Raw genomic sequence first — 25,691 nt, forward strand, 5'->3', positions numbered from 1 at the left:
TTCAAACCGCTTCCGGCGCCGCTCTACTCAGGGCGTCCCGGCCGGGAAGTGAGTATCCGAGCGCATGTACGGGCCGGGTGGCCGGGGCTCACACTCCCGTACATGGAACATGTGCCCCCGCCCGCCGAGGAACTGGCCCGCCTCGACCGTGAACTGGCCGAGCTGGACGCCCGCCGGGCCCAGTTGCTGACCCGGCGTGCCTGGCTGCTCGCCGCGCTGCGGCCGCCCGCGCCGACGGCCGCTCCCGGCTGGAACCCGTCGGCCTGGGGCGCGCCCGCTCCCGGCCGCCCGGGGGCTCCGGCCCAGCCGTGGGGTCACGTCCCCCCGAAGCAGGCATCCGCGCCGCGCAGCGCGCAGAACGTCCTGCTGACGCTGGGCGGTCTGCTGCTGACGGTCGCGGCGATCGCGTTCACGCTGGTGAGCTGGGGCTCGATGGGGATCGGCGGCCGGTCGGCCGTGCTGGCCGCGGTGACCGTGGGGGCCCTGGCCGCCCCGGCGGTGCTGCTGCGACGGGGGCTGACGGCCACCGCCGAGGCGCTGGCCGCCCTTGCCCTGGTGCTGACACTGCTGGACGCCTACGCGGTCCACGCGGTGGCGGCCCCGGACACCGACGGGCTCGGTTTCACCGCGGTCGCGGCCGCTGTGCTCGCGGCGCTGTGGACGGCGTACGGGCTGGCGCTGGGCAAGCTTCGCCTTCCGCTGCCCGCCGCCGTGGTCCTCGCCCAGTGGCCGCTGCTGTTCGGGGCGTGGGCCGCGGGCGCGTCGGCGCTGGTGGTCGGGTGGGCGCTGCTGGCCACGGCGGTGCTGGACGGGGCGATCGCCCTGTGGGGCAAGGGCACCGGGGCGCGGGTCACGGCGTGCGTCGGCGGATCGGTGATGGCGTTCTCGGCGCTGATGGTGGGCCTGACGCTGTCCGTGACGGCCTCCGGGCCGCTCGGGGCCCTGGCGCCCGGTGCGCTGCTGCTGACGGCCGCGGTGGCGGCCCTGGCCGGGGCGTGGCGCGCGCCGAGGGGGTTCGCGCGGGCGGGCGGTGTGGTGGCCGGTCTCGCGTCGGTGGCCGCGGTGGGCGGCGTCCCGGCGGCGGCGGTGCCGGAGGACTGGGCGGTGCTCGCGTACCTGTCGGCCGGCCTGGCGCTGACGGCGGTCGTACGGACCCGGCTGCCGCGAAACGCGGCGATCGGAGCGCTGGTGGCGTCGGCCGCGGTGGTGGCGGGAGCCCTGGCGGGGGCCCTGCCGGGGCTCGCGGCGGTGCTGCTGGGCCCGGTGACGCTGCTGTCGGACGTGTGGGCGGGATCGCCGGAGGGCTTCCGGGCCGCACTGGGCTCGACGCTGCCGTGGACGGGCCTGGCGGCGACCCCGGTGGTGCTCGCCGTGTCGGCAGGGCTGCTGGGGTCGGCGTACCGGTGGTGGCCGTCGCCGGCCCGGATCGCCGCGTCGCTGATCGCACGGGAGGAGCCGGGGTCGGGCGGTGCGGCCGCGTACGGCGCGGGTCCGGCGGGCTCGGCGGGAGCACCGGGCGCCGGAACGCCGGAGCCGGGCGCCGGGACCGCAGGGACAGTCGGCACGCCGGCCCCGGGCGCGTCGGGCGCAGAGGCCCCGGGCGCACCCGGCGCGGCCGCACCCGGGGCTTCCGGAGCGCCGCACGGGACCGGGGCGCCCTGGTACGCCGGGGGCCGGGCCGGAGCGCCCTGGTACGCCGGTGGGGCGTCCGCTGCCCGCAGGCGACCGTCCGGGGCGGCCCTGCGCGGGGCCGCCGGTGCGGGGGCGGCGGTGCTGGGCTGGGGTGCGCTGTTGCTGACCGGGGCCGTGCTGGATGTGCCCTACGCGGTCGCGGTGGCCGGGGAGACGGTCCTGGTGGCGGGTCTGCTCGCCCTGGCCGTACGCGGCACGGGGAGCGGCCGGGAGGGTTCGGCGGCGGTTCCGGTGACCGCGCTGGTGGCGGCGTTGGCCGGGGCGGTGAGCGCCGGGCTGCTGTCGCTGGCGTCCGAGGGCGCCTCCTACGCGGTGTTCGGCGCGCTGGCGGCCCTGTTCGCCGGGGCGGCGGTCCGGGCGGGGGCCGGGGTGGAGCGTGCGGTGTTCGCGGTCGCCGCCACGGTCGGGGGCACCGTGCTCACGGGGTTCGCGGGCCGGTCTCTGGGGCTCGCCCCGCACGAGGCCGCGCCGCTGATGCTCCTGGTGCCCGCGCTGACGGTGCTGTTCGGGGCCCGGCTGCGGCGGAACCCCGCGGCGTTGCCGGTGGAGCTGACGGGCGCGCTGGGTGCGCTGGTCGCGGTGGCGCTCGCGGTGCCGGACGCGCCGTTCCTGGCCCTGGTGCTCGCGCTGTGCGGGGTGCTGGCGGCGGGTGCGGCGGTGCGGCCGGAGCGGCGGCCGGTGGCGGCCTACCTGGCGGCGGCGCTGTTCGTGCTGGCCACCTGGGTGCGGCTGGCGGCCTCGGAGGTGTCGTTCCCGGAGGCGTACACGCTGCCGGTGACCGCGCCCGCGCTGGTGGTCGGGTTCCTGCGGCGGCGGAAGGACCCGGAGGCCTCGTCGTGGACGGCGTACGGTCCGGGGCTCGCGGCGACGCTGCTGCCGAGCCTGGCGGTGGCCTGGACCGATCCGGACTGGCAGCGGCCGCTGCTGCTGGGCTTGTCGGCGCTGGTGATCACGCTGCTGGGGGCGCGGTACCGCCTCCAGGCGCTGCTGCTGCTCGGCGGGGCGGTGCTGGCGCTGGACGGGCTGCACGAGCTGGCGCCGTACGTGGTGCAGGTGGCCGGGGCGCTCCCCCGGTGGCTGCCGCCGGCGCTGGCCGGGCTGCTGTTGCTGGTGGTGGGGGCGACGTACGAGCAGCGGCTGCGCGACGCCCGCCGGCTGAAGGACGCGCTGGGGCGGATGCGGTGAGGTGTGCCGGTCCGGGGGCGCGCTGTTCGCGGCGGCTCCCGGACCGGCGGGGAAGCGGGCAACGCAGAGGGCCCGGGAGACGGAATCTGTCTCCCGGGCCCTCTGTCCGGGTGGGCGATACTGGGTTCGAACCAGTGACCTCTTCGGTGTGAACGAAGCGCTCTCCCACTGAGCTAATCGCCCGGGCGCACCGCAAACATTACCCCATGTCAGCGGTGCTTCTGGACCGTTCCCGGGTTACTCGCTGATCTTCCACGGCATGGTGATCCCGAACTTCCAGACGTAGATCCCGACCAGCACCGCCACGATCACGAGCCCCACCGTGGTGAGGATGATGTTGCGCCGCCGGACCTTGGGATCGAGGGCCCGCTGCGCCGCCTCGGTGACCTTGCGCTTGGTCCAGCGCAGCACCAGCTGGGCCCAGACGAACTCGGTCGCCCAGATCGCCATGCCGGCGAAGATCACCAGCCAGCCGGGCCCGGGCAGCACCAGCATGAGCACGCCCGCGATCACGACGCCGAGGCCGACGACGAAGACGCCGACCTGCCAGCTCAGATGGAGCGCCTTCGACGCCTTGATGAAGCCGGGCGCCCGCGAACCGAGCTCGCGTTCCTCCCGGTCTGATTCCCCCGTGGCGGATGCCGGGGGCGCCTGCTCGGCGACCCTGTTCCGCTCGTCACTCTCCGCGTTCATGAACCCAACTTACCCGACCCGCCCCGGTCACACTTTTGTCACTGGAATGGACGCATAACTCAAAGTTACACGCCGCTGAGCGAGGGACCCGAAGCATCACAAATGGGTCAGAGGGGTTTACAACGCCACCGTAGGTGGCATGTCGATTTCGCCGACGTGCGAATCCCCGAGCGCACACTGAGCGAAAGGCCCTGGCGCTTATGAACACCACGGTCAGCTGCGAGCTGCACCTGCGCCTCGTTGTGTCGAGCGAGTCCTCACTGCCTGTACCCGCGGGCCTGCGGTATGACACGGCCGATCCCTATGCCGTGCACGCCACCTTCCACACCGGAGCGGAGGAGACGGTCGAATGGGTATTCGCCCGCGACCTCCTCGCCGAGGGGCTGCACAGGCCCACCGGCACCGGAGACGTCCGCGTCTGGCCATCTCGTAGTCACGGTCAAGGCGTCGTATGCATCGCCCTGAGCTCCCCGGAGGGAGAAGCCCTGCTCGAAGCTCCGGCGCGGGCCCTGGAGTCGTTCCTGAAGAGGACCGACGCCGCGGTTCCGCCCGGCACCGAGCATCGCCACTTCGATCTGGACACGGAGCTCTCCCACATCCTGGCCGAGAGCTGAGCCAGGCAGAGAGCCGCTCGACGCCGTCCGACTCGGGGCGACGGCGCCGTGCCGACAACCGCATAGGGCAGACACCGGCGCCGTCGCCGCGGAATCCACCGCGACGACGGCGCCGGTGCGTCTCCCCCTCCCGCTCCCCCTCGCGGGCTCCGGAGGGTCCGTTCCGCTCCCGGCACGGCCCGCACCGGCCCGGGGGCCGACGGGCCGAGCCAGTAGAGTCAGCCGCCATCGGCGGGCGCCCGCCCGCCGGAGGCCAGGGAGCGAAGCGTGCTGATCCCTCACGACACCCGGATCGCCCTCGACACGGTGGTCGATCTGATGAACACCGCGCCGGAGAGCCAGCCGCCGCCGGACGGGACCGGGGACGGTCCCGAGGACGGGCTCGCCGACATCGCCGCGCTGTACGGCTTCGCGGAGCGGCATCTCATCAGCGGGGTCGGCACGCTCGGCGAGAAGGACCTGACCGCCGTGCGCGACGTGCGGGCCCGTTTCGCCGAGGTATTCGCGGCCTCCGACCCCCGTACCGCGGCCGATCTGGTCAACCGGCTCGTCGCGGCCGCCGGGACCACCCCGCAGCTCACCGACCACGACGGCTACGACTGGCACGTGCACTACTTCGCGCCGGACGCCTCGATCGCCGACCATCTCGCGGCCGACTGCGGGATGGCACTGGCCTTCATCATCGTGGCGGGCGAGCAGGAGCGGCTGCGGCGGTGCGAGGCCCCGGACTGCGGGCACGCGTTCGTCGACCTGTCGCGCAACCGCTCCCGCCGCTACTGCTCCAGCCGTACGTGCGGGAACCGGCTCCACGTCGCGGCGTACCGGGCCCGGCGCAAGGAAGCCGCGGGCTGACGCCGTCGCCGGCGTCGCCCCGCGCGGCGGCGCGGCGCGTCACAGCATGAAGAGGTCGTGCAGGGCGGCCATCAGCAGCAGCACCCCGATGACCGTCAGGAAGATCATCAGGGGCGGCTGGGAGAGCGCGAAGAGGCAGCCGCGGGGCTCTTCGGCGGGGCGTGCGGGGGCTTCGCCCCGGGAAGTGTCCACCATCTCGGTGTGATCATGACGCACGCATAAGCGGGTTCGCGCTCAACCGGGGTCATTCCCCCGGGAGTTCACCGTCCCGTGGCCATGGGAAATCGCTCCGGCGTACGGGTCGCCGTCAGGCATTCGGACCGGGAAGGCGCGGGCGCCCGGGCTCGCCGGGCACCCGGGGCCTCAGATGCCGTGCTTCTTGAGGATGGCCTCGATGTCGCTGAAGTCGTCGCCGGACGCGGCGGCCTCCTGCTTCTTCCTCGGCTTCGACTGCGGCTTCGCCGCTGTCGCCGCGGGTCCGGCTCCACCGCCCGCACCGAGCGAGGGGGCCGAGGCGCCCGGGGCGACCGCCTCGTTCCGCCCGGCCGCCCGCGCGGCCTTGCGTTCCGCGCGGGTGGTGCCGCTGCGGCGCTCGATGGCGCGGGTGGTCATGAACAGCAGCCAGGACAGGCCGAGCACCCCGAAGCCGAGCCAGACGCTCGGCTTGAAGGCGATCCCGGCGACCCACTCGACAACGCCGGTCAGCACGAGCCCGACCGGGACGAGGGAGTAGGCGGCGATCCTCGTCGCCGTGAGGAACCGCTTGCGGTACGCGGTCACCGCGGCGATGCCCAGGCCGGCCGCCGACACCGCGGAACAGATGGTCTCGGCAAGCATCACGGCCTCCAGGCGCAGGGGGTACGTCCCTTCCATCCTGCACCGACGAGCGCCGTCGGGGCCACGGTGGCGGCCCACCTCAGGGACATTTCAGGGCCGGGCTCCTCCCCAGGGGGTGGGGCCCGGTGCCGATTGGGTCGCGTCCGCCCGGCCTGGAAGACTGGGCGTATGAGCGATTCCACCCCCGCGGCACCGGTCGCCCTCGACCTCTGGTGCGACCTCGAATGCCCCGACTGCCACCGAGCCCTCGACGACGTACGCGCCCTGCGCGCCCGGTACGGGGACCGCGTCGAGATCCGGCTGCGGCACTTCCCGCTGGAGAAGCACAAGCACGCCTTCGCCGCGGCGCAGGCCGCCGAGGAGGCCGTGGAACAGGGCAGGGGCTGGCCGTACATCGAGGCTCTGCTGTCCCGGACCGACGACCTCGGCCGCACGGGCGAGCCGGTGCTCCTCGACGTGGCCCGCGAACTGGGCCTGGACACCGAGGAGTTCGACACGGCATTGATCGACGGCCGGCATCTGCTGATCGTCGACGCCGACCATGCGGAGGGCAAGGCGATCGGCGTCACCGGAACCCCCACCTATGTGATCGGCGACGAGCGGCTGGACGGCGGCAAGAGCCAGGAAGGGCTGCGCGAGCGGATCGAGGAGATCGTCGACCGGACCCTGGCCGCACGGGACCGCTAGCCGGGGCAGGCCGGGGGCGGGAACCGGGCGGCCGCCTCGGAGAGGACCTACAGCGCCTTGGCCAGGTTGTACCGCGTCGTCGTGTAGCCGAGGGACTCGTACAGCCGCAGGGCCGGGGTGTTGGACGCGAAGACGTGCAGGCCGAGCCGGTCCGCGCGCCAGGCGCGGGTGATGTCCTCGGCGAGGAGCATCAGGGTCCGGCCGTGGCCCCGGCCCCGGTGCTCCTCGCGCACCTCGACGTCGAAGACGAATCCGCCCGTGCCGTCCGGCGCCGGCTCCCGCAGGGCCACCCACACATGGCCGACGACCTCGCCGGCCCGGACCAGCACCTGGAAACGCACCCCTTCGGTCGCCAGTCCGTCCGGCAGGTGGCCGGCGTGGTCGGCCTCGGACTTGAGCCGGGCCTGCTCCGGGGAGACGCCGCGGTCGATCCAGCCCTGGGCGTACGTCCGCACCGCGTCCTGCCGCCAGCCGGCGAACTCCTCCTCGCTCATGGCGCGCGAGGTGAGGCCCTGGGGCAGCGGGGCGGTGTCCGGGCCGAGGTCCTTGACCATGTTGCGGCTGCGTTCGGTGTAGCCGAGGGCCGCGGCGAGGCGCCGGGCCGGGTCGTTGTCGGCGGGGACCTCCACGCGCACCTGGGTACAACCCCACCCCCGCAGCACCTCCTCGGCGGCGAGCGCCGCGATGACGCCCCGGCCGCGCCTGCGCCGGGACTCCTCGACGCTGAGGGAGCGCAGCACTCCGGCGGTCGGGCCGAACGCGTCGTCGGTGCTGATCGCGACGGAGCCGACGGGCCGCCCGTTGTCGCACACGTCGTAGTGGCGGGCCCGCGCGCCGTCGGCCCCCTCCTGAAGCGGCCCGGACGGCCGGAGTGTCGTCGTCATCAAAGGTTTGTATCCCCTGGACGACGCCCCGTCACGCGCTTTACGGGTCGAGGTCGTCACCGGCCCGCTCGGCGAAGATCCGCATGGCCTTCGCCGTCACCGGCCCGATCTCCGGCGTCAGCTCCCGGCCGTCGACCCGGTGCACCGCCTGGATGTCGCGGAGGGTCGAGGTCAGGAACACCTCGTCGGCCTCGGCGAGCACCTCCATCGGCAGGTCGGTCTCCTCCGCGCCGGTCCACTCGACGGCCAGCGCGCGGGTGATCCCGGCGAGGCAGCCGGAGGCGACCGGCGGGGTGTGGATGCGGCCGCCGAGGACGACGAACACGTTGGAGCCGGTGCCTTCGCAGAGCCGGTCGGCGGTGTTGGGAAACAGCGCCTCGGACGCGCCCCTCTCCCGCGCCCGGGCCAGGGCGACGACGTTCTCCGCGTACGAGGTGGTCTTCAGGCCCGCGAGCGCGCCGCGTTCGTTGCGGGTCCAGGGGACGGTGATCACCGCCGTGGTGTCCGGGCGGCGGCTCACCCCGTCGAGGGCGACGACGAGGCTCGTCCCGTGGTCGCCCCGGTCCGAGCCGAGCGGGGACAGCCCGCCGGTGCAGGTGATCCGCAGCCGCCCCAGGGCGACGGGGTTGGCGTCGATGACCTCGGCGACGGCGTGCCGTACCTCGTCGTGGTCCGGGTCGGGCAGGCCGAGGCCCCGGGCGGAGCGGGCGAGACGGTCGAGGTGCCGGGTCAGCGCGAAGGGGCGCCCCTCGCTCGTACGCACCGTCTCGAAGATGCCGTCGCCCACGGTCAGACCGTGGTCGAGCACCGAAAGCCGGGCGTCGTCGGCGTCCCGCAGTCCGCCGTTGACCCAGATCCTCATCATGCGTCCCTTCCTGTCTCCAGCTGCGTCCCCGACGCTACAGCGAGCAGCCGGGAGGCCTTGAGTTCGGTCTCGTCCCATTCGCGCTCCGGGTCCGAACCCCAGGTGATCCCCGCGCCGGTCCCGAACCGCAGCAGCGGCGCCGGCCCGGTCCGGTCGATCCAGAACGTCCGTATGCCCACGGCGAGCGACGCGGTGCCCCGGTCGGCGTCGACCCAGCCGATCGCCCCGCAGTACGGCCCGCGCGGACCCCGTTCCAGCTCGGCGATGATCCGCAGTGCGCTGGACTTCGGCGCGCCGGTGACCGAGCCGGGCGGGAAGGCCGCCGCGAACAGCTCCGGCCAGCCCGCTCCGTCGGCCAGCCGGCCCCGGACCGTGGAGACGAGGTGGACGAGGCCCGGGTGCTTCTCCACCACGCAGAGATCGGGCACGCTCACGCTGCCGGTGGCGCAGACCCGGCCCAGGTCGTTGCGGACCAGGTCCACGATCATCACGTTCTCGGCGTGGTCCTTCTCCAGCAGATCGTCCTCGGTCCGGCCGGTGCCCTTGATCGGCCCGGACTCCACCGTCCGCCCGTCGCGCCGGAGGAACAGTTCCGGGGAGGCGGTGGCGATCTCCACACCGTGGCCGGGCAGCCGGACCGTTCCCGCGTACGGGGCGGGGTTGCCGCGGGCGAGCAGGGAGGTCAGGGCGTCGACGTCGGCGCCGGCCCCGCCGTCGGGGAGCGGTGCGGACAGCACGCGGCAGAGGTTGGCCTGGTAGACGTCGCCCGCCGCGATGTGTTCACGGATCCGCCGTACGCCCGCCGTGTAGGCGTCACGGTCCAGCGAGGAGGTCCAGTCGCCGACAGCGGGTCCGCGCCAGGCTCCGGGCACGGGAGCGGGCACCGCCTCCCTGCGTACGTCGGAGAAGCGGGCGCAGACGATACGCCCCTCGAAATCGGCGGATACAGCCCAGAAACCGGACGAGTCGAGCGCCGCGGGATCGTGGGTCACATCCTGCAGACCGGAGGCTGTGAGGCCGTCGAAACGGGCCAAGGGGGCGAGGTCGGACACGCGAACGAGTCTAGGACGGTGCGCGGTGACCTGCGCCGGGGCGGGGACCGGGCCCAGGCCGCCGCAGCACGCTGCGCAAACGCGTTTTTGTACTGGCCCAGGAATCCGCTAGAGTTCAACACGTCGCCGGGACGCGCAAGCGGAACGGGAAAGACAAGCGGACGTAGCTCAGTTGGTAGAGCGCAACCTTGCCAAGGTTGAGGTCGCCAGTTCGAACCTGGTCGTCCGCTCGCAGAAGGTGGGGGATTCTTCCCGAGCCCCCATCCCTGGTGGAGTGGCCGAGAGGCGAGGCAACGGCCTGCAAAGCCGTCTACACGGGTTCAAATCCCGTCTCCACCTCCAAGGACGATTAGCTCAGCGGGAGAGCGCTTCCCTGACACGGAAGAGGTCACTGGTTCAATCCCAGTATCGTCCACTGATCCGCAAGGATCCCCGCGCGATTAGCTCAGCGGGAGAGCGCTTCCCTGACACGGAAGAGGTCACTGGTTCAATCCCAGTATCGCGCACGCAGTACACACGCGGTAAACGCAGGTTCACCTGCGCGATTAGCTCAGCGGGAGAGCGCTTCCCTGACACGGAAGAGGTCACTGGTTCAATCCCAGTATCGCGCACCAGCAAGAACCCCCGGTCGTCTCCACGGCCGGGGGTTCTTTCGTCGTACGGCCCACCCCGCCCTGCGTGGCCCGGGCCCCGGGCCACGCAGGAAGCGGCTCGGACGGCTCAGGACGAGAAGAGCATCCGGCCGAAGCCCTTCTGGCGGCGGTGGCCGTAGTGCCCGCCGTGCTGCGGCGCGCCCCAGGCCGGGGCGTGGGCGGCGGGAGGAGCGGGCGGGTAGGCCTGCTGCGGGGCGGGGGGCGCGGGCGGAGCCTGCTGGGCCCACTGGGACTCCAGACGGGTCAGCGACTCCAGCTCGCCGTAGTCGAGGAATATCCCCCGGCAACCGTTGCACTGCTCGATCTGAACACCGTTGCGGTTGTACGTGTTCATCTGCGCGTGACACTTCGGACACTGCATCATCGACTCGGCTCCTCGCCCTCGTTGTGCCGTCGCCGGAATGTCTGCCCGGCCACAGTCCGTTCACCCTACGACGCGGGACCGGTGGCCAACTCGGGCGGCAACGTAGCGATTCGGGCACAGGATTCGATCATCAGCTGTTCGTGGTCGTCCGGATCCCGTTGCTCCGTGGCGCACTTGGCGAGGGCGACGGCCGCCGTCTGCACCGTCAGCGCGCGGGCGGGGACGTCCAGGGCGGGCCAGGGGTCGCCGTCGGCGGGAACAGCCGGTCCCCCGGCGGCGCGGTAGGCGTCCAGGAAGATGGACCAGTCCTCGGGGGCCAGGAGTCCGGCCGCGTACCAGGCGGCGGGCCGGCCGAGGTCCCAGGCGGGATCGCCCACCCCCGCGTCGTCCATGTCGATGAGCAGCCAGGGCCCGTCCGGGGCGGGGTGGCGGACGAGCTGGCCGAGGTGCAGGTCACCGTGGCACAGGGCATCGGCCCCGGGCGCGGGGGCCGGGGCCTCGCCGCGCGCCCAGGCGGGCAGGGACCGCCAGCCGGCCAGCACGGACAGGACGGCGGGGTCACGGGGCAGGGCGATCGCGTCGCCGGGCTCGACAGCCGGGTCACGGGGCAGGGCGATCACGTCGCCGGGCTCGGCAGCCGGGTCACGCGGCGGGGTGATCGCGTCGCCCCGGAGTGCCGCACGCATCCGGGCGACGGCCCGGGCCGCCTTGGCCGGGCCGCGCATCGGCGGCAGCGGGAACGGGGGCTCCGTCCGGTGGAGGCGGGCGAGCAGATCGGCGGCCTCGGCCCAGGGGGCCGCGCCGGGGTCGGTGGGGTCCACGGGCGCTCCGAGCGGCCAGAGGCTGACCGGGCGGGCGGTGGGCACGGCGGGTTCCGGGGCGGTGAGCGGCGGGAGCAGGATGCCGGCCAGCTGCGGGGCGGCGGCCAGGGCGATCCGGGCGGCCAGCGCCTCGCGGTCGGTGTCTGCGGCGTGGGCCTTCGCGACGATCGCGCCGCTGCGCACCACCGTGCCGTCGGGCCGGTCCGCGAGGACCTGCGGCGGCTCGCACACGCACGGCGTCCGGGCGGGGTGGGAGAGACGGTGCGCGAGCGTGCCCAGGTCATGGACTACGGAGGTCTGGGTGGTGGTCAACGGCTCCCCCGGCGGCGGTCGGCCCGGCCGTGGCACCGGGCCCGCTGCGAGCCTAACGCGGGAGCCGGTCCGAGCCACGGCGGTGCGCGGGGCGTCGGCCCCGTCGGAAGCGCCTGGGCCTGGACAGCCGAAAGGCACCCCGCCCCGGTCAACACCTCGGCCCGGACAGCCGGAAGGCTTCCCGGGCCCGGACAGCGCGATGCCCGGTCAGCTCCCCAGCTGACCGGACAAACGCTGCCGTCCGCCGCACCCCCGTCCCCACGGGGCTGTTGGCCGGATGTGTGGGTCCGGACCGCTCTTCCGGACCCCGGGCGCCGCTCAGCGCCCCAGCATCACCGCCACGGACGACGCCTGTGTGACCACCGCTTCCCAGCCGCCGAAGACGACCGCCAGCAGGGCCGCCAGGGGAAGGACCATGACCGTCGCCACCAACGGGTGACGCGTGCCGGACGGACGGGCGCCGAACGAGGCGTACGCCTTGCGTCCCCGCATACGGACCACCGTCCGCGTTGCCGTGTCCGCCATGGTTCCTCTCCTGACCTGATCGGGAAGCGGCGGGCGTGACCTCGGGGGACGAGTGCTTCACCCGCCGCTTGATCTCAACATTAGGTAAACGGCGACCACGGGGCGTCATGCCCGCGTACCGAATACCGGGCCTCCCGGAGGATGAGCCGTCGCCGATCGGCGTACTCCCCTGGGTGGAGACGGACTGCCGAAGGTTGGGGTCATCCCGGAGGGGGCGCCGGGGGGTCAGCAGGTGCACGTCCGGTAGAGGTCCGGGCCCGGAAGGGCGTCGGCGGGTGACTTCACTCACGTCCGCAGCCGCCCGGCGGGCGGCCGTCCCACCCGGGGACCACCGGGGACACCTCCACCCCGCATGCGGGGGCGGTGACCGCGTCCTGGGTGGCGGCGGCGTCCCGGCGTTCCCTCGGTGATCCAATCCCCGTGCCCCGGTGGCCGTTTGGGGCGACCGGCCGGCCGACGGGCCCGGATCCACCGCGCACTGACCCTTCTTCACTTCTCCCGACCGGCACGGACAATCGAAACCCCGGCGAGGGCGCGGCCTCTGAGCGCGCCGGGCGCGGGGTACGTAAGCTGTGCCTCGTCAGGCGGACCAGGCAGCGGGGATGGGCAGACGATGGCGATGATGCGGCTCCGGCGCGAGGACCCGCGTCTCGTCGGCTCGTTCCGGCTGCACCGGCGGCTCGGCGCGGGCGGTATGGGCGTCGTCTACCTCGGCTCCGACCGGCGCGGCCAGCGGGTCGCGCTGAAGGTGATCCGGCCCGACCTGGCGGAGGATCAGGAGTTCCGTTCGCGGTTCGCGCGCGAGGTGTCCGCGGCCCGGCGGATCCGCGGCGGCTGCACGGCCCGGCTGGTCGCCGCCGATCTGGAGGCGGACCGCCCGTGGTTCGCCACGCAGTACGTGCCCGGCCCCTCGCTGCACGACAAGGTCGCCGAGGAGGGCCCCCTGGCCGCCGCGGAGGTCGCCTCGATCGGGGCGGCGCTCTCCGAGGGCCTGGTGGCGGTGCACGAGGCGGGGGTGGTCCACCGGGACCTGAAGCCGTCGAACATCCTCCTCTCCCCCAAGGGTCCCCGCATCATCGACTTCGGTATCGCCTGGGCGACCGGGGCCAGCACGCTCACCCATGTCGGTACGGCGGTGGGGTCGCCGGGGTTCCTCGCGCCCGAGCAGGTCCGGGGCGCGGCGGTGACGCCCGCGACGGACGTGTTCTCGCTCGGCGCGACCTTGGCGTACGCGGCGATGGCCGACTCCCCCTTCGGGCACGGCAGTTCCGAGGTGATGCTGTACCGCGTGGTGCACGAGGAGGCGCAGCTGCGCGGGGTGCACGACGCGTTGGCCCCGCTGATCAGCGCCTGTCTGGCGAAGGATCCGGAGGAGCGGCCCAGCACGCTGCAACTGTCCATGCGGCTCAAGGAGATCGCGGCGCGCGAGGCGCAGGGGCTGCACGAGAGCCGGCCGCCCGTCCAGCGTTCCGCCCAGGACGCCGAACGGCCGACGGGGCGGATGGCCGATCCGTACGCCGATCAGCACACCCGTCGTGCGGAGGGGCCGTCCGGCTCCCGCCCCCAGCCGGGCAGGCGTGGCGCGCCCGTGCGTTCGGGGCCGCCGCGCACCGGTGGATCGCGCCCGCAGCAGGCGTCGCGCAACACGACGCGTTCGGGTGGGAAGAGCGGGAAGCGGCCGGGGGCCCCGGCCGGGACGAACGGACGCCCGGGGACGCGTTCCGGGGGCCGTACGACCTCGGCGGGGCGGCGTCCGGCCAATCCGCGGCTGCTGCGTCAGCGGCTGGTGGTGTTCGTCGTGGTGACGTTGCTGGTGGCGCTGGGCATCGCGGCGGCACAGGGCTGCCAGGGGCCGGCGCGTGGTCTGGGCGGGAGCGACCGGCCGGGCAGTGTGCCGCGGGCGCAGGCGTGGACGGGGGCCGATTCGGTGCCGGGCGGTTCCGGGGCCGGCCCTGGTTCCGCCTCCCGTGCGGGTGCGGGTGCTGGTGCCGGGTCCGCGGTCCCGGCGGGCCCGGCGTCCTGACGCCGACGCACGGACCGGCCGGGGCCGTGCTTCAGCCCGTTCCTCAGCTCTCCGGGCGTCCCGTGGCCACCGCGTAGAAGGCGACCGCCGCCGCCGCGCCCACGTTCAGCGAGTCGACGCCGTGCGCCATCGGGATGCGGACCCATTCGTCGGCGGCCATCAGGGCCCGCGTGGACAGCCCGTCGCCCTCGGCTCCGAGCATCAGCGCCACGCGCTCCAACCGGTGCGGGGCGGCCTCGTCGATGCTGGTGGCCTTGGCGTCGGGGGTGAGGGCGAGGAGCCGGAAGCCCGCTTCCCGTACGGCCTCCAGTCCCTTGGGCCAGGCTTCGAGGCGTGCGTACGGGACGGAGAAGACCGCGCCCATCGAGACCTTGACCGAGCGGCGGTAGAGCGGGTCGGCGCAGTCCGGGGAGAGCAGGACCGCGTCCATGCCCAGGGCCGCCGCGCTGCGGAAGATGGCGCCGATGTTGGTGTGGTCGTTGACCGATTCCATGACCACGACCCGGCGCGCGGTGGTGAGCAGGTCATCGGCGGCGGGCAGCGGCTTGCGCTGCATGGAGGCGAGCGCGCCGCGGTGGACGTGGTAGCCGGTGACGCGTTCGGCCAGCTCGGGAGCGACCGCGTACACCGGGGCCGGGACCTCGTCGATGACATCGCGCATCACGTCGACCCACTTGGCCGAGAGCAGCATGGACCGCATCTCGTACCCGGTCTGCCGGGCGCGGCGGATCACCTTCTCGCCCTCGGCGATGAAGAGGCCTTCGGCGGGTTCGCGCCGTCGTCGCAGCTCGACGTCGGTCAGGCCGATGTAGTCGCTCAGCCGCGGGTCGTCGGGGTCGTCGACGGTGATGAGTTCTGCCACAGGGTGATACTGCCTTGTCCGGTGTGCGGTGCCAACGCCCGGGAGGGAGTTGCGTAACCGCGGGTTACGGGGCGGGGGCTCTTGCCTACTCGGCCGCGTCCTCGGCGGGGGCGGGCGCGGAGTCCGGGCCGACCGCGACGACGTCGCCGATGACGATCACGGCGGGCGGCCGCACGTCCTCGGCGACCGCTCGTTCCCCGACGTCCGCGAGGGTCGCGTCGACCCGGCGCTGAGCGGCGGTGGTGCCCTCCTGGACGAGGGCGACCGGGGTGGCCGGGTCCTTGCCGTGGGCGATCAGGGCGGCGGCGATGGCGCCGATCTTGTCGACGGCCATGAGGAGGACCAGGGTGCCGCGCAGCCGGGCGATCGCCTCCCAGTCGACCAGCGAGCGCGGGTCCTCGGGGGCGACATGCCCGCTGACCACGGTGAACTCGTGGGCGACGCCCCGGTGGGTGACCGGGATGCCGGCCGCCCCGGGGACGGAGATGGTGCTGGAGATGCCGGGCACGACCGTGCAGGGGATGCCCTCGGCGGCCAGCGCCTGGGCCTCCTCCATGCCGCGGCCGAAGACGAACGGGTCGCCGCCCTTGAGCCGGACCACGGACTTGCCCGCCTTGGCGTGCTCGATGAGCGCCTGGTTGATCGCCTCCTGGGCCATGAAACGGCCGTACGGGATCTTCGCGGCGTCGATCACCTCGACGTGCGGCGGCAGTTCGTCGAGCAGGTCGCGGGGACCGAGGCGGTCGGCGATGACCACGTCGGCCTCGGCGAGGAGGCGGCGGCCCCGCAGGGTCATCAGGTTCGGGTCGCCGGGGCCGAGTCCGACGAGCGCGACGCCGGGGGCGCGGGTGCGGTGGTGCGGGGCTGCGAGGGTGCCGTCGCGGAGGCCTTCGACGATGGCGTCGCGGAGGGCGGCGGAGTGCCGGGGGTCGCGGCCCCGGGGGGTGGTGTTGAGGACGGCGACGGTGATGTTCTCGATGCGGCCGGTGGCCGGGGTCCAGGCGGTGGCGGCCTCGGCGTCGTCGGACCGGACGCACCAGGTGCGGGTGCGCTCGGCCTCGGCGGAGGCGGCGTCGTTGGCTGTGGTGTCGGAGGAGGCGACGAGGGCGTACCAGGTGTCGGCGAGGTCGCCGTGCTGGTAGCGGCGGCGCTCCCAGCGGATCTCCCCGGCATCCGCCATCGCCTCGACGGAGGGCGTGGCGGAGGGCGAGATCAGGGTGATGACGGCACCGGTGGCGATGAGCTGCGGCAGCCTGCGCTGGGCGACCTGGCCGCCGCCGATGACGACGACGCGGCGGCCGTGCAGGCGCAGTCCTACGGGATACGCGGGGTGGTCGGCGTGACCTGAGCGGTCGGCGTGGTCTGCGTGCTCGGCCATGGCGGTACGGCTCCTCGTGCGGGTGCTGCGTTGCGTGCCGCTGCGGCGGTGGAGCGGCTGTGACGTGCGGGAAGTGGGGGTGCGGGTGGGAACACGATACGGGGTGGGGGTGCGGGTGGGGCGGCGGGGCGGGGCCGGTTGGGGCGCCTGCGGCGGGCCTTCTCCCCTGCCCCGCCCCTTCCCGGAACCGGGGCTCCGCCCCGGGCCCCGCTCCTCAGACGCCGGAGGGGCTGAAACGGGGCGGAGCGCGGTTCTACTTCTCCGTCACGCCTGCCGAGTCGAACGTCGCCACCTCGTGCATCGCCCGTGCCGCGCTCTGCACGATCGGGAGTGCCAGCAGCGCGCCGGTGCCCTCGCCGAGGCGGAGGTCCAGGTCGACCAGGGGGCGCAGGCCCAGTTTGTTGAGTGCGGCGACGTGGCCGGGCTCCGCGCTGCGGTGGCCCGCGATGCATGCGGCCAGTGCCTCGGGGGCGATGGCGCGGGCGACCAGGGCGGCTGCCCCCGCGCTCACACCGTCCAGGATCACCGGCGTACGCAGGGAGGCTCCGCCGAGGAGGAAGCCCGCCATCGCCGCGTGCTCCAGGCCGCCGACCGCCGCGAGCACGCCGATCGGGTCGGCCGGGTCCGGCTGGTGCAGGTCGAGGGCGCGGCGTACGACGTCGACCTTGCGGGCGTGCATCTCGTCGTTGATGCCGGTCCCCCGGCCGGTCACCTCGGCCGCGTCGATCCCCGTGTAGACACAGATCAGAGCGGCCGACGCCGTGGTGTTGGCGATGCCCATCTCGCCGGTGAGCAGCGCCTTGTTGCCCGCCGCCACCAGGTCCCTGGCCGTCTCGATGCCGACCTCGATCGCGGCCAGGACCTCTTCGCGGGTGAGCGCGGGGCCCGTCGTGAAGTCCGCCGTCCCCGGGCGCACCTTGCGGGGCAGCAGACCGGGCGTCGCGGGCAGGTCCGTGGCCACGCCGACGTCCACGACGCAGACCTCCGCGCCGACCTGGGCCGCGAAGGCGTTGCAGACGGCTCCGCCGCCGAGGAAGTTCGCCACCATCTGGGCGGTGACCTCCTGCGGCCAGGCGGTGACCCCTTGGGCGTGCACGCCGTGGTCGCCGGCGAAGATCGCGACGGCCGCGGGCTCCGGGATCGGCGGCGGGCACATCCGGGAGAGCCCGGACAGCTGCGCGGAGATGATCTCCAGCATGCCGAGCGCCCCGGCGGGCTTCGTCATCCGCTTCTGGCGTTCCCACGCCTCGCCGAGCGCCTTCGCGTCCAGCGGGCGGATCGCGGAGATCGTCTCCTGGAGCAGATCGTGCGGCTCGGCACCGGGCAGCGCGCGACGGCCGTACGTCTCCTCGTGGACGACCCAGGACAGCGGGCGGCGCTTCGACCAGCCCGCCTGCATCAGCTCGGGCTCCTCGGGGAACTCGTCGACGTAACCGACGCAGAGGTAGGCCACGACCTCCAGATGCTCGGGCAGGCCCAGCGCGCGGACCATCTCCCGCTCGTCGAAGAAGCTGACCCAGCCGACGCCGAGGCCCTCGGCGCGGGCGGCGAGCCACAGGTTCTCGACGGCGAGGGCCGAGGAGTACGGCGCCATCTGCGGCTGGGTGTGGCGGCCCAGGGTGTGGCGGCCGCCGCGGGTCGGGTCGGCGGTCACGACGATGTTGACCGGGGTGTCGAGGATCGCCTCGATCTTCAGTTCCTTGAACTGCTTCGCCCGGCCCTTGGGCAGCGACTTGGCGTAGGCGTCACGCTGGCTCTGGGCCAGTTCGTGCATCGAGCGGCGGGTCTCCGCCGAGCGGATGACGACGAAGTCCCACGGCTGCGAGTGGCCGACGCTCGGCGCGGTGTGCGCCGCCTCCAGCACCCGGAGCAGGACCTCGTGCGGAATCGGGTCGCTGCGGAAGCCGTTGCGGATGTCCCGGCGTTCGCGCATGACCCGCAGCACCGCTTCGCGCTCGGCGTCGTCGTAACCGGGGGCGGGCGGGGTGGCCGTCGGCTGCTCGGCGGGCCCCACGGCCTCCAGCGGCTCCGCCGGCTCCTCGGGCCGCACTGCCGTCACCGGCTGCTGATCCGACTCGACCCGCTGCGGTGTCCCCTCGGACTGCTGCACCGCCTCGGCCGGTGCCTGCGCCTGCGGTTCCGGGAGGAGCTCCGGCGTCTCGATGACCTCGGGGCCGGTGCCGTCCTCGGCGTCGGGCGCGATCACGGGGGCTGCCTCGGGCTCCGTCTCCGCCACTGCGGGCTCGGGGGCGGGGGCGGGATCCGGGGCCGCTTCCTGCTGCGGCGCGGCTTCTCCGGCCGTTTCCACTTCCTCGGCGACGGGCTCGGCGGGCTCGACCGGCTCTTCCGCGACCGGCTCCGGCTGTACGGGCTCGGGGGTGGGCGGTGCGGCCACCTGCTCGGGCTGGGCCACGGCGGGCTCCGGAGCCACGACCGCCTCCGGGCTCTCGGCCACTGCTGCGGCCTGCGCCGGTTCGACGGGCTGCTCCTGCTCGGGCTGTGCCACCTGCTCAGGCTGCACCACGGGCTCGGGCTGTGCCACCTGCTCGACGACGGGCTGGTCCTGTACGGGAGCCTGGGGTCCCGGGGCGGCGGCATCCACCTGGACTGCCTGTGCCTCGGGCTCCGGGGTCACGGCGACGACCTGCTGGGCCTCCACCGGCTCGACCGGCTCCGGCAGCTCCTGCGCGGTCGCCTCGTCGGCCGGGGCCTGGATGGGTGCTTCCGCCGGTTCTGCCGGGGCTTCCGGCTGGGCCGCCTCGGCCTCCGGGACGAGGACCGGCCCGGCGGGGGGCATCGCCACCGGGACCGGCTCGGGAACGACCGTTTCTGCCGGGACGGCCTGCGGGGCCGGCTCGGGCTGTACCTCGGCAGCGGGCTGAACCGGCTGGGCCGGCTGGTGCAGCTGCTCGACCGGGGCCGCCGGGGCGACCGAAGCCACCGGGGCCACCCGGACGTCCTCAGGGGCCGACACGGCCGCCTGCTCGGGCTGCTGGACCTGCTGCTCGACCGGCTGGACCGGAGGAGCCGTCTGAACCGGCTGCTCGGCCTGGACCGGCTGCTCCGCCACTGCCTCGGCCTGCTCGGCCACCGCAGGCTCCGTCACCGGCTGCTCGGCCGTGACGGCCTGCTCCGGCTCCGCGACCACCTGCTCCGGCTGCTGAACCGGCTCGGCAGCCGTCTGCTCGGCGGCCACCGGCTCAACCGCCACCGGCTCCGCGACGGGCTGCTCCGGCTGTGCCCCCCACGGGGCGCCGGCCTGCGGCGGGATCTCGCCCAGCTGCGGGCCCGGCAGGGTCGAGGGGTCCTCGGCCGGGATGTCGAAGTACTCGGGGCCGGTCGTCGGCGGGCCCGCGTGGCGGGCCGGCGGGGCGGTCCGGGTGGCGCCGGCAGGGCCCCGGTCGGCCAGGGAGCGTACGACGCCGCCCTGCGTACCGCCGCCGTACGACGGGGGGTCGGCGGCGGCCGGGCCCCGGTGCAGGGGACGGCGGGCGGGGGCAGGCGCGGCGGCGTGCGCGCCCACCGGTGCGGGGGCGGGCGCCGGGATGCGTACGCCGTTGAGGTCCACGGAACCGGAGTCGCGGCCACCGGTCTCGTGGGTGCTGGGCGTCTCCGCGGCGGGGGCCTCGTGGAACTGCTGCGCGGGAACCTGCGGCTGGGGCAGGCCCGGACCGTGTTCGGCCACCGGCGGCTGCGCCGTCGCGGTCTGCGCGAGGGGCTGGCCCTGCGTGGGGGCGGGGGCGGCCTGCGGGTCGCTCCAGGCGCCCTGGGAGGTCGGCATCAGCAGAAGGTCGTCGTCCTCGGGAGTGTGCTCGGAGGGGTCGAGGAAGGTGTGCGCGTCCGGGGCGGGGATGCCCGGCTGCTCCACCATGCCTGCGTTCTCCGGCAGTCCCTCGCCCGGGATCTGGCCGGTGTCAGTCATGCGTACCCCTCGCCCATCGTCAGTGCTCCTTCGGCCCTTCGCCCGGGACGCCGAACCACGGCACGCCGGTGCTCGTCATCAAGAACGAGCGGGCTCGCCGCGCGGCACGAAACGCCCGCGGGCTTCCTATTCTCGCGGCCGATCGCCGCCGCGACAGGCAGTTCTGCCACGGCTCACTGTGGACTGCGCCACGTTGCGCGTCCCCCGGGTTGTGCCGTACCACAGAGCGGACCAAAACAGTCCACTTTTCCGGACATTGACGAACGAAGTGACGAACGCCCGGGCGCGGTACAACAATCGGCCAGCCTACCTCGCGTACCGGGCGTAACGGATCAGGGGGCGAGGTCCGAACGCCCTGCGGAGAGAAGGAACACGACGGACCTCTCCCGCTCGGTCCACACCTCGGTGTCCAGGTCGACGGACTGGAGCAGCGAGCATTCGACGGTGTACCCGTTGCCGGTGAGGGCCGCGCCGAGCGCCTCGGCCTCGTCCCGGTTGGAGGCGTGGGTGACGATGCGTTCCGGCCGCCGGTCGATGACGGCCCGGGCCACCGGGACTCCCCCGCCGCCGATCCGTACGACGTCGGGTTCGGGCAGCCGTTCCAGGATGTGCGGGGCGCTGCCGCGGACGACCTGGACGGGGACGCCGAAGGCGCGGGCGGCGGCCTCGGTACGGGCGCAGGCGGCCGGGTCGGCGTCCACGGCGAGGACCGCCGCGCCGAAGCGGGCCGCCTCGACGGCGAGGGCGCCGCTGCCGGAGCCGATGTCCCAGAGGAGGTCGCCGGTGCGGGGGCCGAGGCGGGCGAGCTGGGCGGCGCGCAGGCCGGGGAACTCCCCCTCGCCGGACTCCTGCATCCGTTCGGCCCCGGCGGCCCGGTAGGCCTCGGCCGGCAGGGCCCAGCCGCGTATCCCCTGCGGGTAGGCAGGCTGGCGGCCGGCGATCCAGGCACCGGCCGCTGTGGTCTCGGGTCCGCTGCCGATGACGATCACGACGTTGGGGTCGCGCCAGGCGTGATCGGCCGCTTTGTCGGAGGTGAGGACGGTGACGCGTTCGCGGTCGGTGCCCAGTTCCTCGCAGATGACGAAGGTGCGGTGGATGCCGTCGAGGAGGAGGGCCAGTTCGGCGGGGCCCGCGCCCGGTGAGGTGAGGACGGCGACCTTGTGGTGGGCGCGGCAGACGTTGACCGCGCGGCGCAGGGTGCGGGGGTGGGCGACGACGATCTGGGCGTCGTCCCAGGGCATCCCGGCCCGGGCGAAGGCGGTGGCCACGGAGGAGACGGCGGGGACGACCTCGACCTCCAGGCCGTGTTCGCGGGCGCGCAGGGTGCGGACGACGCCGAAGAAGCCGGGGTCGCCGCCGGCGAGGACCACGGCGCTGCCGCGGTGTCCGGCGATCCTGCGGGCGGCGAGGTCGACACTGCCGAGCCGGATGCGTTCGGCGTTCGGTGGCACTTCCGGCAGGGCGAGGTGGTGTGCGGCGCCGGCGACGAGCGTGGCGGCCGAGAGCGCGGCCGTGGCCGCTCCGGACAGTGGCGAGCCGTCCCAGCCGATCACCGTGACCCGGTCGGCCATCGTCGTCTGTCTCCTGGGGGGTCGGAGGGTTTCGGGAGCGTTCACCCGTGTGGTGCGGGGCGTTTGCCCGGAGGTGCGGGGCGCTGCCCCTGCGGTGCCGGGCAGGGGTGAGAGTACCTGGTCCGGGCCAAGGCTCCGCGGGGGGCCTCGGGCGCTACTTCCAGTCGTTGTACGTGCCGTAGCCGCCGGCGTCCGCGAGCTGTTCGGCGACCCCTTCGAGGTCCTCGGGGAGGAGTCCCCAGACGATCAGGTCGGTGCGGATGTCGGTCCAGCCGCCGTCGGTGCCGTTCTCGGTGCGGGTGCGGGCGATACGGGCGTTGCGCAGGACGCCCTCGCTGATGCAGCCGAGCTTCTGGGCGACCTGCTGGGAGGCGGTGTTGTCGGCGGGGGTGCGCAGCTCGATGCGTTCGAAGCCCTGGTCGCGGAAGAGCCACTCGGCTATGGCGAGCACGGATTCGGTGGCGTACCCCTCACCGCGGGCCCAGGGGGCGGTGATGTAGCGGACCTCGGTGGAGCGGGTGCGCCAGTCGGTGTTGAGGAGGCGGACGCTGCCGACGAGCCGCTGGGTGAGGAACTCGGTGACGGCGAGGGCGATGCCCTGGCCGCCGGTGCGTTCCGCGGGGGCGACCCTGCGGACCCAGCGTTCGGCGTCGACCTGGGTGTACGGGTTCGGTCCGTCCATCCACGCGACGACGGCCTCGTCGTTCATCATCTCGATGTACGCGGGGATGTCGGCCATCTCGAAGGGGCGCATCACCAACCTGTCCGTGCTGATGGAGATGGACGGAAAGGTGGTAGTCATGCGCAACTCCATGCCGAGGACCGGGTAAAAGCACAGCATGCAGCATCGGGTACGGCTTGTGCATGGGCGGGTCGGCACGACGGAGCCCCGCGCCTCCGGGGAGGGAGGGGCGGGGCTCCGTCGGCAAGTGCCGGGCGGGCGTCAGGACTTGGCCGGGGCGCCGAAGGCCGGGACGATCGAGCCCTGGTAGGTGTCCTCGATGAACTTCTTGACCTCGTCGGAGTTGAGGAGCTTCGCGAGCTTCTCGACGCGCGGGTCCTTCTCGTTGCCCTCCTTGACGGCCAGGAAGTTGGCGTACGGGTTGCCCTCGGCCTTCTCCAGGGCGATGGAGTCCTTGCCGGGCTTGAGCTTGGCCTCGATGGCGTAGTTGCCGTTGATGACGGCGGCGTCCACGTCGTTCAGGGCGCGGGGCACGGTGGCGGCCTCCAGCTCCTTGAACTCCAGGCCCTTCTTGTCGGTGATGTCGCTCAGCTTGGCGCTGGTGCCGACGCCGTCCTTGAGGGTGATGAGGCCGTTCTCGGCGAGCAGCTGGAGGGCTCGGCCGCCGTTGGTGGTGTCGTTGGGGACGGCTATGGTCTGGCCGGCCTTGATGTCCTTGAGGTCCTTGACCTTGTTGGAGTAGAGGCCGAGCGGCTCCAGGTGGACGTCGACGACCGGGACGATGGTGGTCTTCTGCTTGGCGTTGAAGTCGTCCAGGTAGGGCTTGTGCTGGAAGAAGTTGGCGTCGACCTGGCCGTTCTGGGTGGCGGTGTTCGGCAGGACGTAGTCCGTGAACTCCTTGACCTCCAGCTTGAGGCCCTCCTTGTCCGCCAGGTTCTTCTTGACGAAGTTCAGGATGTCGGCGTGCGGCGTCGGGGACGCGGCGACGACGAGGGCCTTGGAGGTGTCGGCGTTGGCGCCGGTCTCGCTCTTGGACGCGGGGTCGGAGGACGTACCGCAGGCGCTGAGGCCGATGGCGAGGGCGGCGGTGGCGGCGGCAGCTGCGGTGATCTTGATGTTCTTGCGCACGAAAAGTGCCTCTTTCTTGTGGTGGTGCGCCCGGACAAGGAGTTCGGGCTCGGTGGGGACGGAAAGTCTTGGGGGCGGGCCTCAGGAGGCGGTGCGGCCGCGGCGGGCCAGCAGCCGGACGGTGAGGTCGCCGATCAGCTGGATCACGGTGACGATGACGATCAGCAGCGCGACGGTGATCAGCATGAACTGGTTGTCGAAGCGCTGGAATCCGTAGGTGACGGCCTTGGAGCCGAGTCCTTCGCCGCCGACCGCACCGGCCATCGCGGAGTAGCCGATGAGCACGATGAGGGTGGTGGTGACGCCGGAGACGAGGGAGGGCAGGGCCTGCGGGAGGAGCACCTTGCGGACGATCGTGGGGATGGAGCCGCCCATCGACTGGACCGCTTCGACGAGCCCGTGGTCGACCTCGCGGATCGCCGTCTCGACGAGCCGGGCGAAGAACGGGATGGCGCCGACGGCGAGCGGCACGATCATCGCGGTGGGGCCGATGAAGGTGCCGACGACCCAGGTGGTGAAGGGGATCAGGGCGATCAGCAGGATGATGAAGGGCAGCGAGCGGCCGATGTTCACGATCACGCCGATGACCTTGTTCACCACGGTGTTCTGGAGCAGTCCGCCCTTGTCGGTGAGGACCAGCAGAACACCGAGCGGCAGTCCGCCGACGACGGTGACCAGGGCGGACCACAGCACCATGTAGAGGGTGTCGTAGGTGCCCTGGGTCAGCAGGGGCTGCATTTCGGACCAGGTCACTTGACGGCCTCCTTGGTGATCGCGGCGGGCGTCTGCTCGGGTACGAGGGGGGCCGCGGCGGTCGCGGTGCTCTCGCCGTCGACGACCTCGGCCTGGAGGCCCTGCTCGCGCAGGAAGCCGATGGGGACGACGTTCTCCTCGAACCGGCCGGGCAGCTCGATGCGCATCCGGCCGATCTGCTTGCCGCCGACGGTGTCCATCGCGGCGCCGAGGATCGAGATGTCGATGTTGTACGTCCGTGAGAGCTGGGAGATGACCGGCTGGGAGGCCGACTCCCCCTGGAAGGTGACGTCGACGACCGTGCGGTCCGGGCCGGAGGCGGTGCCGCCGACCGGGAACAGCTCGTGGGCCAGTTCGGATCCGGGGGTGGCGAGGAGTTCGCCGACGGTCCCGGACTCGACGATCCGGCCGCGCTGCATGAGCGCAGCGGAGTCGCAGATGGTCTTGACGACGTCCATCTCGTGGGTGATGAGCAGGACGGTGAGGCCGAGCTGCTGGTTGAGGTCGCGCAGCAGCTGGAGGATGGAGCGGGTGGTCTCGGGGTCGAGCGCGGAGGTCGCCTCGTCGGAGAGCAGCACCTGGGGGTCGCCCGCGAGGGCGCGGGCTATGCCCACGCGCTGCTTCTGGCCGCCGGAGAGCTGTCCGGGGTAGGACTTCGCCTTGTCGGCCAGGCCGACCAGGTCCAGCAGCTCCTTGGCCTTGCGGGTGCGGGCCTGGCCGGAGACGCCGAGGATCTCCAGCGGCAGTTCGATGTTGTCCAGGACGGTGCGGGAGTCCAGCAGGTTGAAGTGCTGGAAGACCATGCCGATGCGGGTGCGTGCCCGGCGCAGCTCGGCGCTCGCCCGCCGGCCGCGGCCGGCGAGGGCGGTGAGGTCCTGGCCGGCCACTGTCACGGTGCCGGAGGTGGGGCGTTCCAGGAGGTTGACGCAGCGGATGAGGGAGGACTTGCCGGCGCCGCTCTGTCCGATGACGCCGTAGACCTCGCCTTCGCGGACGTGCAGGTCGACGCCGTCGAGTGCGGTGACCTCACGGTCGCGCGACTGGTAGACCTTCGTGAGGCCCGTCGTGGTGATCACAGGGGGTTTCCGTCACTGTCGAGTGCGCGGCGCGGTGTCCGCCGGGCACGGGGCATTCGTCGAGGAGACTGTTCGGGCTGGTGGGCCGGGTCATGTCTCGGCATGGCTTCGAGCGGCGATCGGCCGGGAGGCAGCGCATGCGCGGGCGGGCTCGTTCCAGGGACTGCGAACGGCACAGGCTCGGGTCTCGCTTCGGGGCGCGAGGCTCAGGCGGGGGCCCTCAGAAGGCGCGCATTCGACACATACAACGAGCACCGGGC

The 25,691-nt window shown here is 73.5% G+C and carries 22 protein-coding genes and 6 tRNA genes; 10 read left to right on the forward strand and 18 right to left on the reverse strand.

From position 1 onward, the window contains the following. The first annotated feature begins 102 nt into the window (after positions 1-102). Positions 103-2,877, forward strand: coding sequence for an SCO7613 C-terminal domain-containing membrane protein (locus IE140_RS19955; protein ID WP_150197563.1), 2,775 nt, complete (start codon positions 103-105; stop codon positions 2,875-2,877). A gap of 111 nt (positions 2,878-2,988) precedes the next feature. Here IE140_RS19955 and IE140_RS19960 read toward each other — a convergent pair. Both IE140_RS19960 and IE140_RS19965 read right to left on the reverse strand, forming a co-directional pair. Then, positions 2,989-3,060, reverse strand: a tRNA-Val gene (locus tag IE140_RS19960). A 54-nt stretch (positions 3,061-3,114) separates the two neighbouring features. Beyond that, positions 3,115-3,570 (reverse strand): TIGR02611 family protein, encoded by a 456-nt coding sequence (locus IE140_RS19965; RefSeq protein WP_032768107.1) that lies wholly within the window; start codon positions 3,568-3,570, stop codon positions 3,115-3,117. Between the two features lie 200 nt (positions 3,571-3,770). Between IE140_RS19965 and IE140_RS19970 the strand changes: the two genes are divergently transcribed. Beyond that, positions 3,771-4,184 carry an SsgA family sporulation/cell division regulator gene (locus IE140_RS19970; protein ID WP_003959770.1) on the forward strand — a complete coding sequence of 138 codons (414 nt, stop codon included), beginning with the start codon at positions 3,771-3,773 and terminating at the stop codon, positions 4,182-4,184. A 267-nt stretch (positions 4,185-4,451) separates the two neighbouring features. After that, positions 4,452-5,036 carry a CGNR zinc finger domain-containing protein gene (locus IE140_RS19975; RefSeq protein ID WP_150197564.1) on the forward strand — a complete coding sequence of 195 codons (585 nt, stop codon included), beginning with the start codon at positions 4,452-4,454 and terminating at the stop codon, positions 5,034-5,036. 39 nt (positions 5,037-5,075) lie between these two features. Here IE140_RS19975 and IE140_RS19980 read toward each other — a convergent pair whose 3' ends face one another. Together IE140_RS19980 and IE140_RS19985 are read right to left on the reverse strand one after the other, a co-directional pair. Further along, complete coding sequence (locus IE140_RS19980; protein ID WP_010057260.1) at positions 5,076-5,231, reverse strand: hypothetical protein; 156 nt, start codon at positions 5,229-5,231, stop codon at positions 5,076-5,078. 168 nt (positions 5,232-5,399) lie between these two features. Then, positions 5,400-5,873, reverse strand: a complete 474-nt coding sequence (locus IE140_RS19985) for a hypothetical protein (RefSeq protein WP_093438118.1) — start codon at positions 5,871-5,873, stop codon at positions 5,400-5,402. 168 nt (positions 5,874-6,041) lie between these two features. Here IE140_RS19985 and IE140_RS19990 point away from each other — a divergent pair, with 168 nt between their 5' ends. Then, positions 6,042-6,560 (forward strand): DsbA family protein, encoded by a 519-nt coding sequence (locus IE140_RS19990; protein ID WP_167533571.1) that lies wholly within the window; start codon positions 6,042-6,044, stop codon positions 6,558-6,560. Positions 6,561-6,607: 47 nt separating this feature from the next. On the opposite strand, the gene IE140_RS19995 is transcribed toward IE140_RS19990, so the two are convergent. Genes IE140_RS19995 through IE140_RS20005 form a run of 3 tightly spaced genes read right to left on the reverse strand, consistent with a single transcriptional unit; the run spans position 6,608 to position 9,361 of the window. Further along, entirely contained in the window at positions 6,608-7,444 is an 837-nt protein-coding gene (locus IE140_RS19995) for a GNAT family N-acetyltransferase (protein WP_150197565.1), read from the reverse strand. A gap of 40 nt (positions 7,445-7,484) precedes the next feature. Next, on the reverse strand, positions 7,485-8,306 hold the full coding sequence (locus tag IE140_RS20000) for an aminotransferase class IV (protein ID WP_150197567.1): 822 nt from the start codon (positions 8,304-8,306) through the stop codon (positions 7,485-7,487). Next, positions 8,306-9,361 carry a chorismate-binding protein gene (locus IE140_RS20005; RefSeq protein WP_176741688.1) on the reverse strand — a complete coding sequence of 352 codons (1,056 nt, stop codon included), beginning with the start codon at positions 9,359-9,361 and terminating at the stop codon, positions 8,306-8,308. The genes IE140_RS20000 and IE140_RS20005 overlap by 1 nt, the downstream gene beginning before the upstream one ends. Before the next feature lie 157 nt (positions 9,362-9,518). Here IE140_RS20005 and IE140_RS20010 point away from each other — a divergent pair. From IE140_RS20010 to IE140_RS20030, 5 genes are all read left to right on the forward strand, one after another. Then, a tRNA-Gly gene (locus IE140_RS20010) sits at positions 9,519-9,591 on the forward strand. 38 nt (positions 9,592-9,629) lie between these two features. Next, positions 9,630-9,703: transfer RNA gene (locus IE140_RS20015), tRNA-Cys, on the forward strand. A gap of 1 nt (position 9,704) precedes the next feature. Then, positions 9,705-9,776 (forward strand) — tRNA-Val (locus tag IE140_RS20020). 19 nt (positions 9,777-9,795) lie between these two features. Continuing rightward, a tRNA-Val gene (locus tag IE140_RS20025) sits at positions 9,796-9,867 on the forward strand. Positions 9,868-9,900: 33 nt separating this feature from the next. Beyond that, positions 9,901-9,975 (forward strand) — tRNA-Val (locus IE140_RS20030). A 106-nt stretch (positions 9,976-10,081) separates the two neighbouring features. On the opposite strand, the gene IE140_RS20035 is transcribed toward IE140_RS20030, so the two are convergent. From IE140_RS20035 to IE140_RS20045, 3 genes are all read right to left on the reverse strand, one after another. After that, a complete protein-coding gene (locus tag IE140_RS20035; RefSeq protein WP_010070170.1) occupies positions 10,082-10,378 on the reverse strand; it encodes a TFIIB-type zinc ribbon-containing protein in 297 nt (98 codons plus the stop codon). A 65-nt stretch (positions 10,379-10,443) separates the two neighbouring features. Further along, positions 10,444-11,511: a phosphotransferase gene (locus tag IE140_RS20040; protein ID WP_150198190.1), complete on the reverse strand. Its 1,068-nt coding sequence runs from the start codon at positions 11,509-11,511 to the stop codon at positions 10,444-10,446. A gap of 318 nt (positions 11,512-11,829) precedes the next feature. After that, positions 11,830-12,036 carry a hypothetical protein gene (locus tag IE140_RS20045; protein WP_093443851.1) on the reverse strand — a complete coding sequence of 69 codons (207 nt, stop codon included), beginning with the start codon at positions 12,034-12,036 and terminating at the stop codon, positions 11,830-11,832. Between the two features lie 613 nt (positions 12,037-12,649). Here IE140_RS20045 and IE140_RS20050 point away from each other — a divergent pair. Next, on the forward strand, positions 12,650-14,059 hold the full coding sequence (locus IE140_RS20050; protein ID WP_150198193.1) for a serine/threonine protein kinase: 1,410 nt from the start codon (positions 12,650-12,652) through the stop codon (positions 14,057-14,059). A gap of 43 nt (positions 14,060-14,102) precedes the next feature. Here the strand turns inward: IE140_RS20050 and IE140_RS20055 are convergent, their stop codons facing one another. From IE140_RS20055 to IE140_RS20090, 8 genes are all read right to left on the reverse strand, one after another. Beyond that, positions 14,103-14,921: a TrmH family RNA methyltransferase gene (locus IE140_RS20055; protein ID WP_150198195.1), complete on the reverse strand. Its 819-nt coding sequence runs from the start codon at positions 14,919-14,921 to the stop codon at positions 14,103-14,105. A gap of 85 nt (positions 14,922-15,006) precedes the next feature. Further along, a complete protein-coding gene (gene cobA / locus IE140_RS20060; RefSeq protein WP_189460588.1) occupies positions 15,007-16,299 on the reverse strand; it encodes a uroporphyrinogen-III C-methyltransferase in 1,293 nt (430 codons plus the stop codon). Positions 16,300-16,552: 253 nt separating this feature from the next. Next, positions 16,553-20,221, reverse strand: a complete 3,669-nt coding sequence (gene cobT, locus IE140_RS20065) for a nicotinate-nucleotide--dimethylbenzimidazole phosphoribosyltransferase (RefSeq protein ID WP_189460591.1) — start codon at positions 20,219-20,221, stop codon at positions 16,553-16,555. Between the two features lie 332 nt (positions 20,222-20,553). Beyond that, the gene (cbiE, locus tag IE140_RS20070) at positions 20,554-21,792 is read right to left on the reverse strand and encodes a precorrin-6y C5,15-methyltransferase (decarboxylating) subunit CbiE (RefSeq protein ID WP_150193749.1); all 1,239 of its coding nucleotides are present in this window, start codon (positions 21,790-21,792) and stop codon (positions 20,554-20,556) included. 154 nt (positions 21,793-21,946) lie between these two features. Beyond that, positions 21,947-22,633, reverse strand: coding sequence for a GNAT family N-acetyltransferase (locus tag IE140_RS20075; RefSeq protein WP_150193750.1), 687 nt, complete (start codon positions 22,631-22,633; stop codon positions 21,947-21,949). Positions 22,634-22,735: 102 nt separating this feature from the next. Then, positions 22,736-23,602 (reverse strand): MetQ/NlpA family ABC transporter substrate-binding protein, encoded by an 867-nt coding sequence (locus tag IE140_RS20080; RefSeq protein WP_006123268.1) that lies wholly within the window; start codon positions 23,600-23,602, stop codon positions 22,736-22,738. An 81-nt stretch (positions 23,603-23,683) separates the two neighbouring features. After that, complete coding sequence (locus tag IE140_RS20085; protein ID WP_030799984.1) at positions 23,684-24,355, reverse strand: methionine ABC transporter permease; 672 nt, start codon at positions 24,353-24,355, stop codon at positions 23,684-23,686. Continuing rightward, the gene (locus tag IE140_RS20090) at positions 24,352-25,431 is read right to left on the reverse strand and encodes a methionine ABC transporter ATP-binding protein (protein ID WP_109177946.1); all 1,080 of its coding nucleotides are present in this window, start codon (positions 25,429-25,431) and stop codon (positions 24,352-24,354) included. Before IE140_RS20090 ends, IE140_RS20085 begins: the two co-directional genes overlap by 4 nt. Positions 25,432-25,691 lie beyond the last annotated feature (260 nt).

The sequence above is a fragment of the Streptomyces parvus genome, from assembly GCF_014648875.1.
Taxonomy (GTDB): Bacteria; Actinomycetota; Actinomycetes; order Streptomycetales; family Streptomycetaceae; genus Streptomyces; species Streptomyces parvus.

Coding starts and splice junctions, on each gene's coding strand:
- IE140_RS19955 (WP_150197563.1), top strand. CDS start 103: ATGGAACATGTGCCCCCGCCCGCCGAGGAACTGGCCCGCCTCGACCGT.
- IE140_RS19965 (WP_032768107.1), bottom strand. CDS start 3,570: ATGAACGCGGAGAGTGACGAGCGGAACAGGGTCGCCGAGCAGGCGCCC.
- IE140_RS19970 (WP_003959770.1), top strand. CDS start 3,771: ATGAACACCACGGTCAGCTGCGAGCTGCACCTGCGCCTCGTTGTGTCG.
- IE140_RS19980 (WP_010057260.1), bottom strand. CDS start 5,231: ATGGTGGACACTTCCCGGGGCGAAGCCCCCGCACGCCCCGCCGAAGAG.
- IE140_RS19985 (WP_093438118.1), bottom strand. CDS start 5,873: ATGCTTGCCGAGACCATCTGTTCCGCGGTGTCGGCGGCCGGCCTGGGC.
- IE140_RS19990 (WP_167533571.1), top strand. CDS start 6,042: ATGAGCGATTCCACCCCCGCGGCACCGGTCGCCCTCGACCTCTGGTGC.
- IE140_RS19995 (WP_150197565.1), bottom strand. CDS start 7,444: ATGACGACGACACTCCGGCCGTCCGGGCCGCTTCAGGAGGGGGCCGAC.
- IE140_RS20000 (WP_150197567.1), bottom strand. CDS start 8,306: ATGAGGATCTGGGTCAACGGCGGACTGCGGGACGCCGACGACGCCCGG.
- IE140_RS20035 (WP_010070170.1), bottom strand. CDS start 10,378: ATGATGCAGTGTCCGAAGTGTCACGCGCAGATGAACACGTACAACCGC.
- IE140_RS20045 (WP_093443851.1), bottom strand. CDS start 12,036: ATGGCGGACACGGCAACGCGGACGGTGGTCCGTATGCGGGGACGCAAG.
- IE140_RS20050 (WP_150198193.1), top strand. CDS start 12,650: ATGGCGATGATGCGGCTCCGGCGCGAGGACCCGCGTCTCGTCGGCTCG.
- cobA (WP_189460588.1), bottom strand. CDS start 16,299: ATGGCCGAGCACGCAGACCACGCCGACCGCTCAGGTCACGCCGACCAC.
- cobT (WP_189460591.1), bottom strand. CDS start 20,221: ATGACTGACACCGGCCAGATCCCGGGCGAGGGACTGCCGGAGAACGCA.
- cbiE (WP_150193749.1), bottom strand. CDS start 21,792: ATGGCCGACCGGGTCACGGTGATCGGCTGGGACGGCTCGCCACTGTCC.
- IE140_RS20075 (WP_150193750.1), bottom strand. CDS start 22,633: ATGCTGTGCTTTTACCCGGTCCTCGGCATGGAGTTGCGCATGACTACC.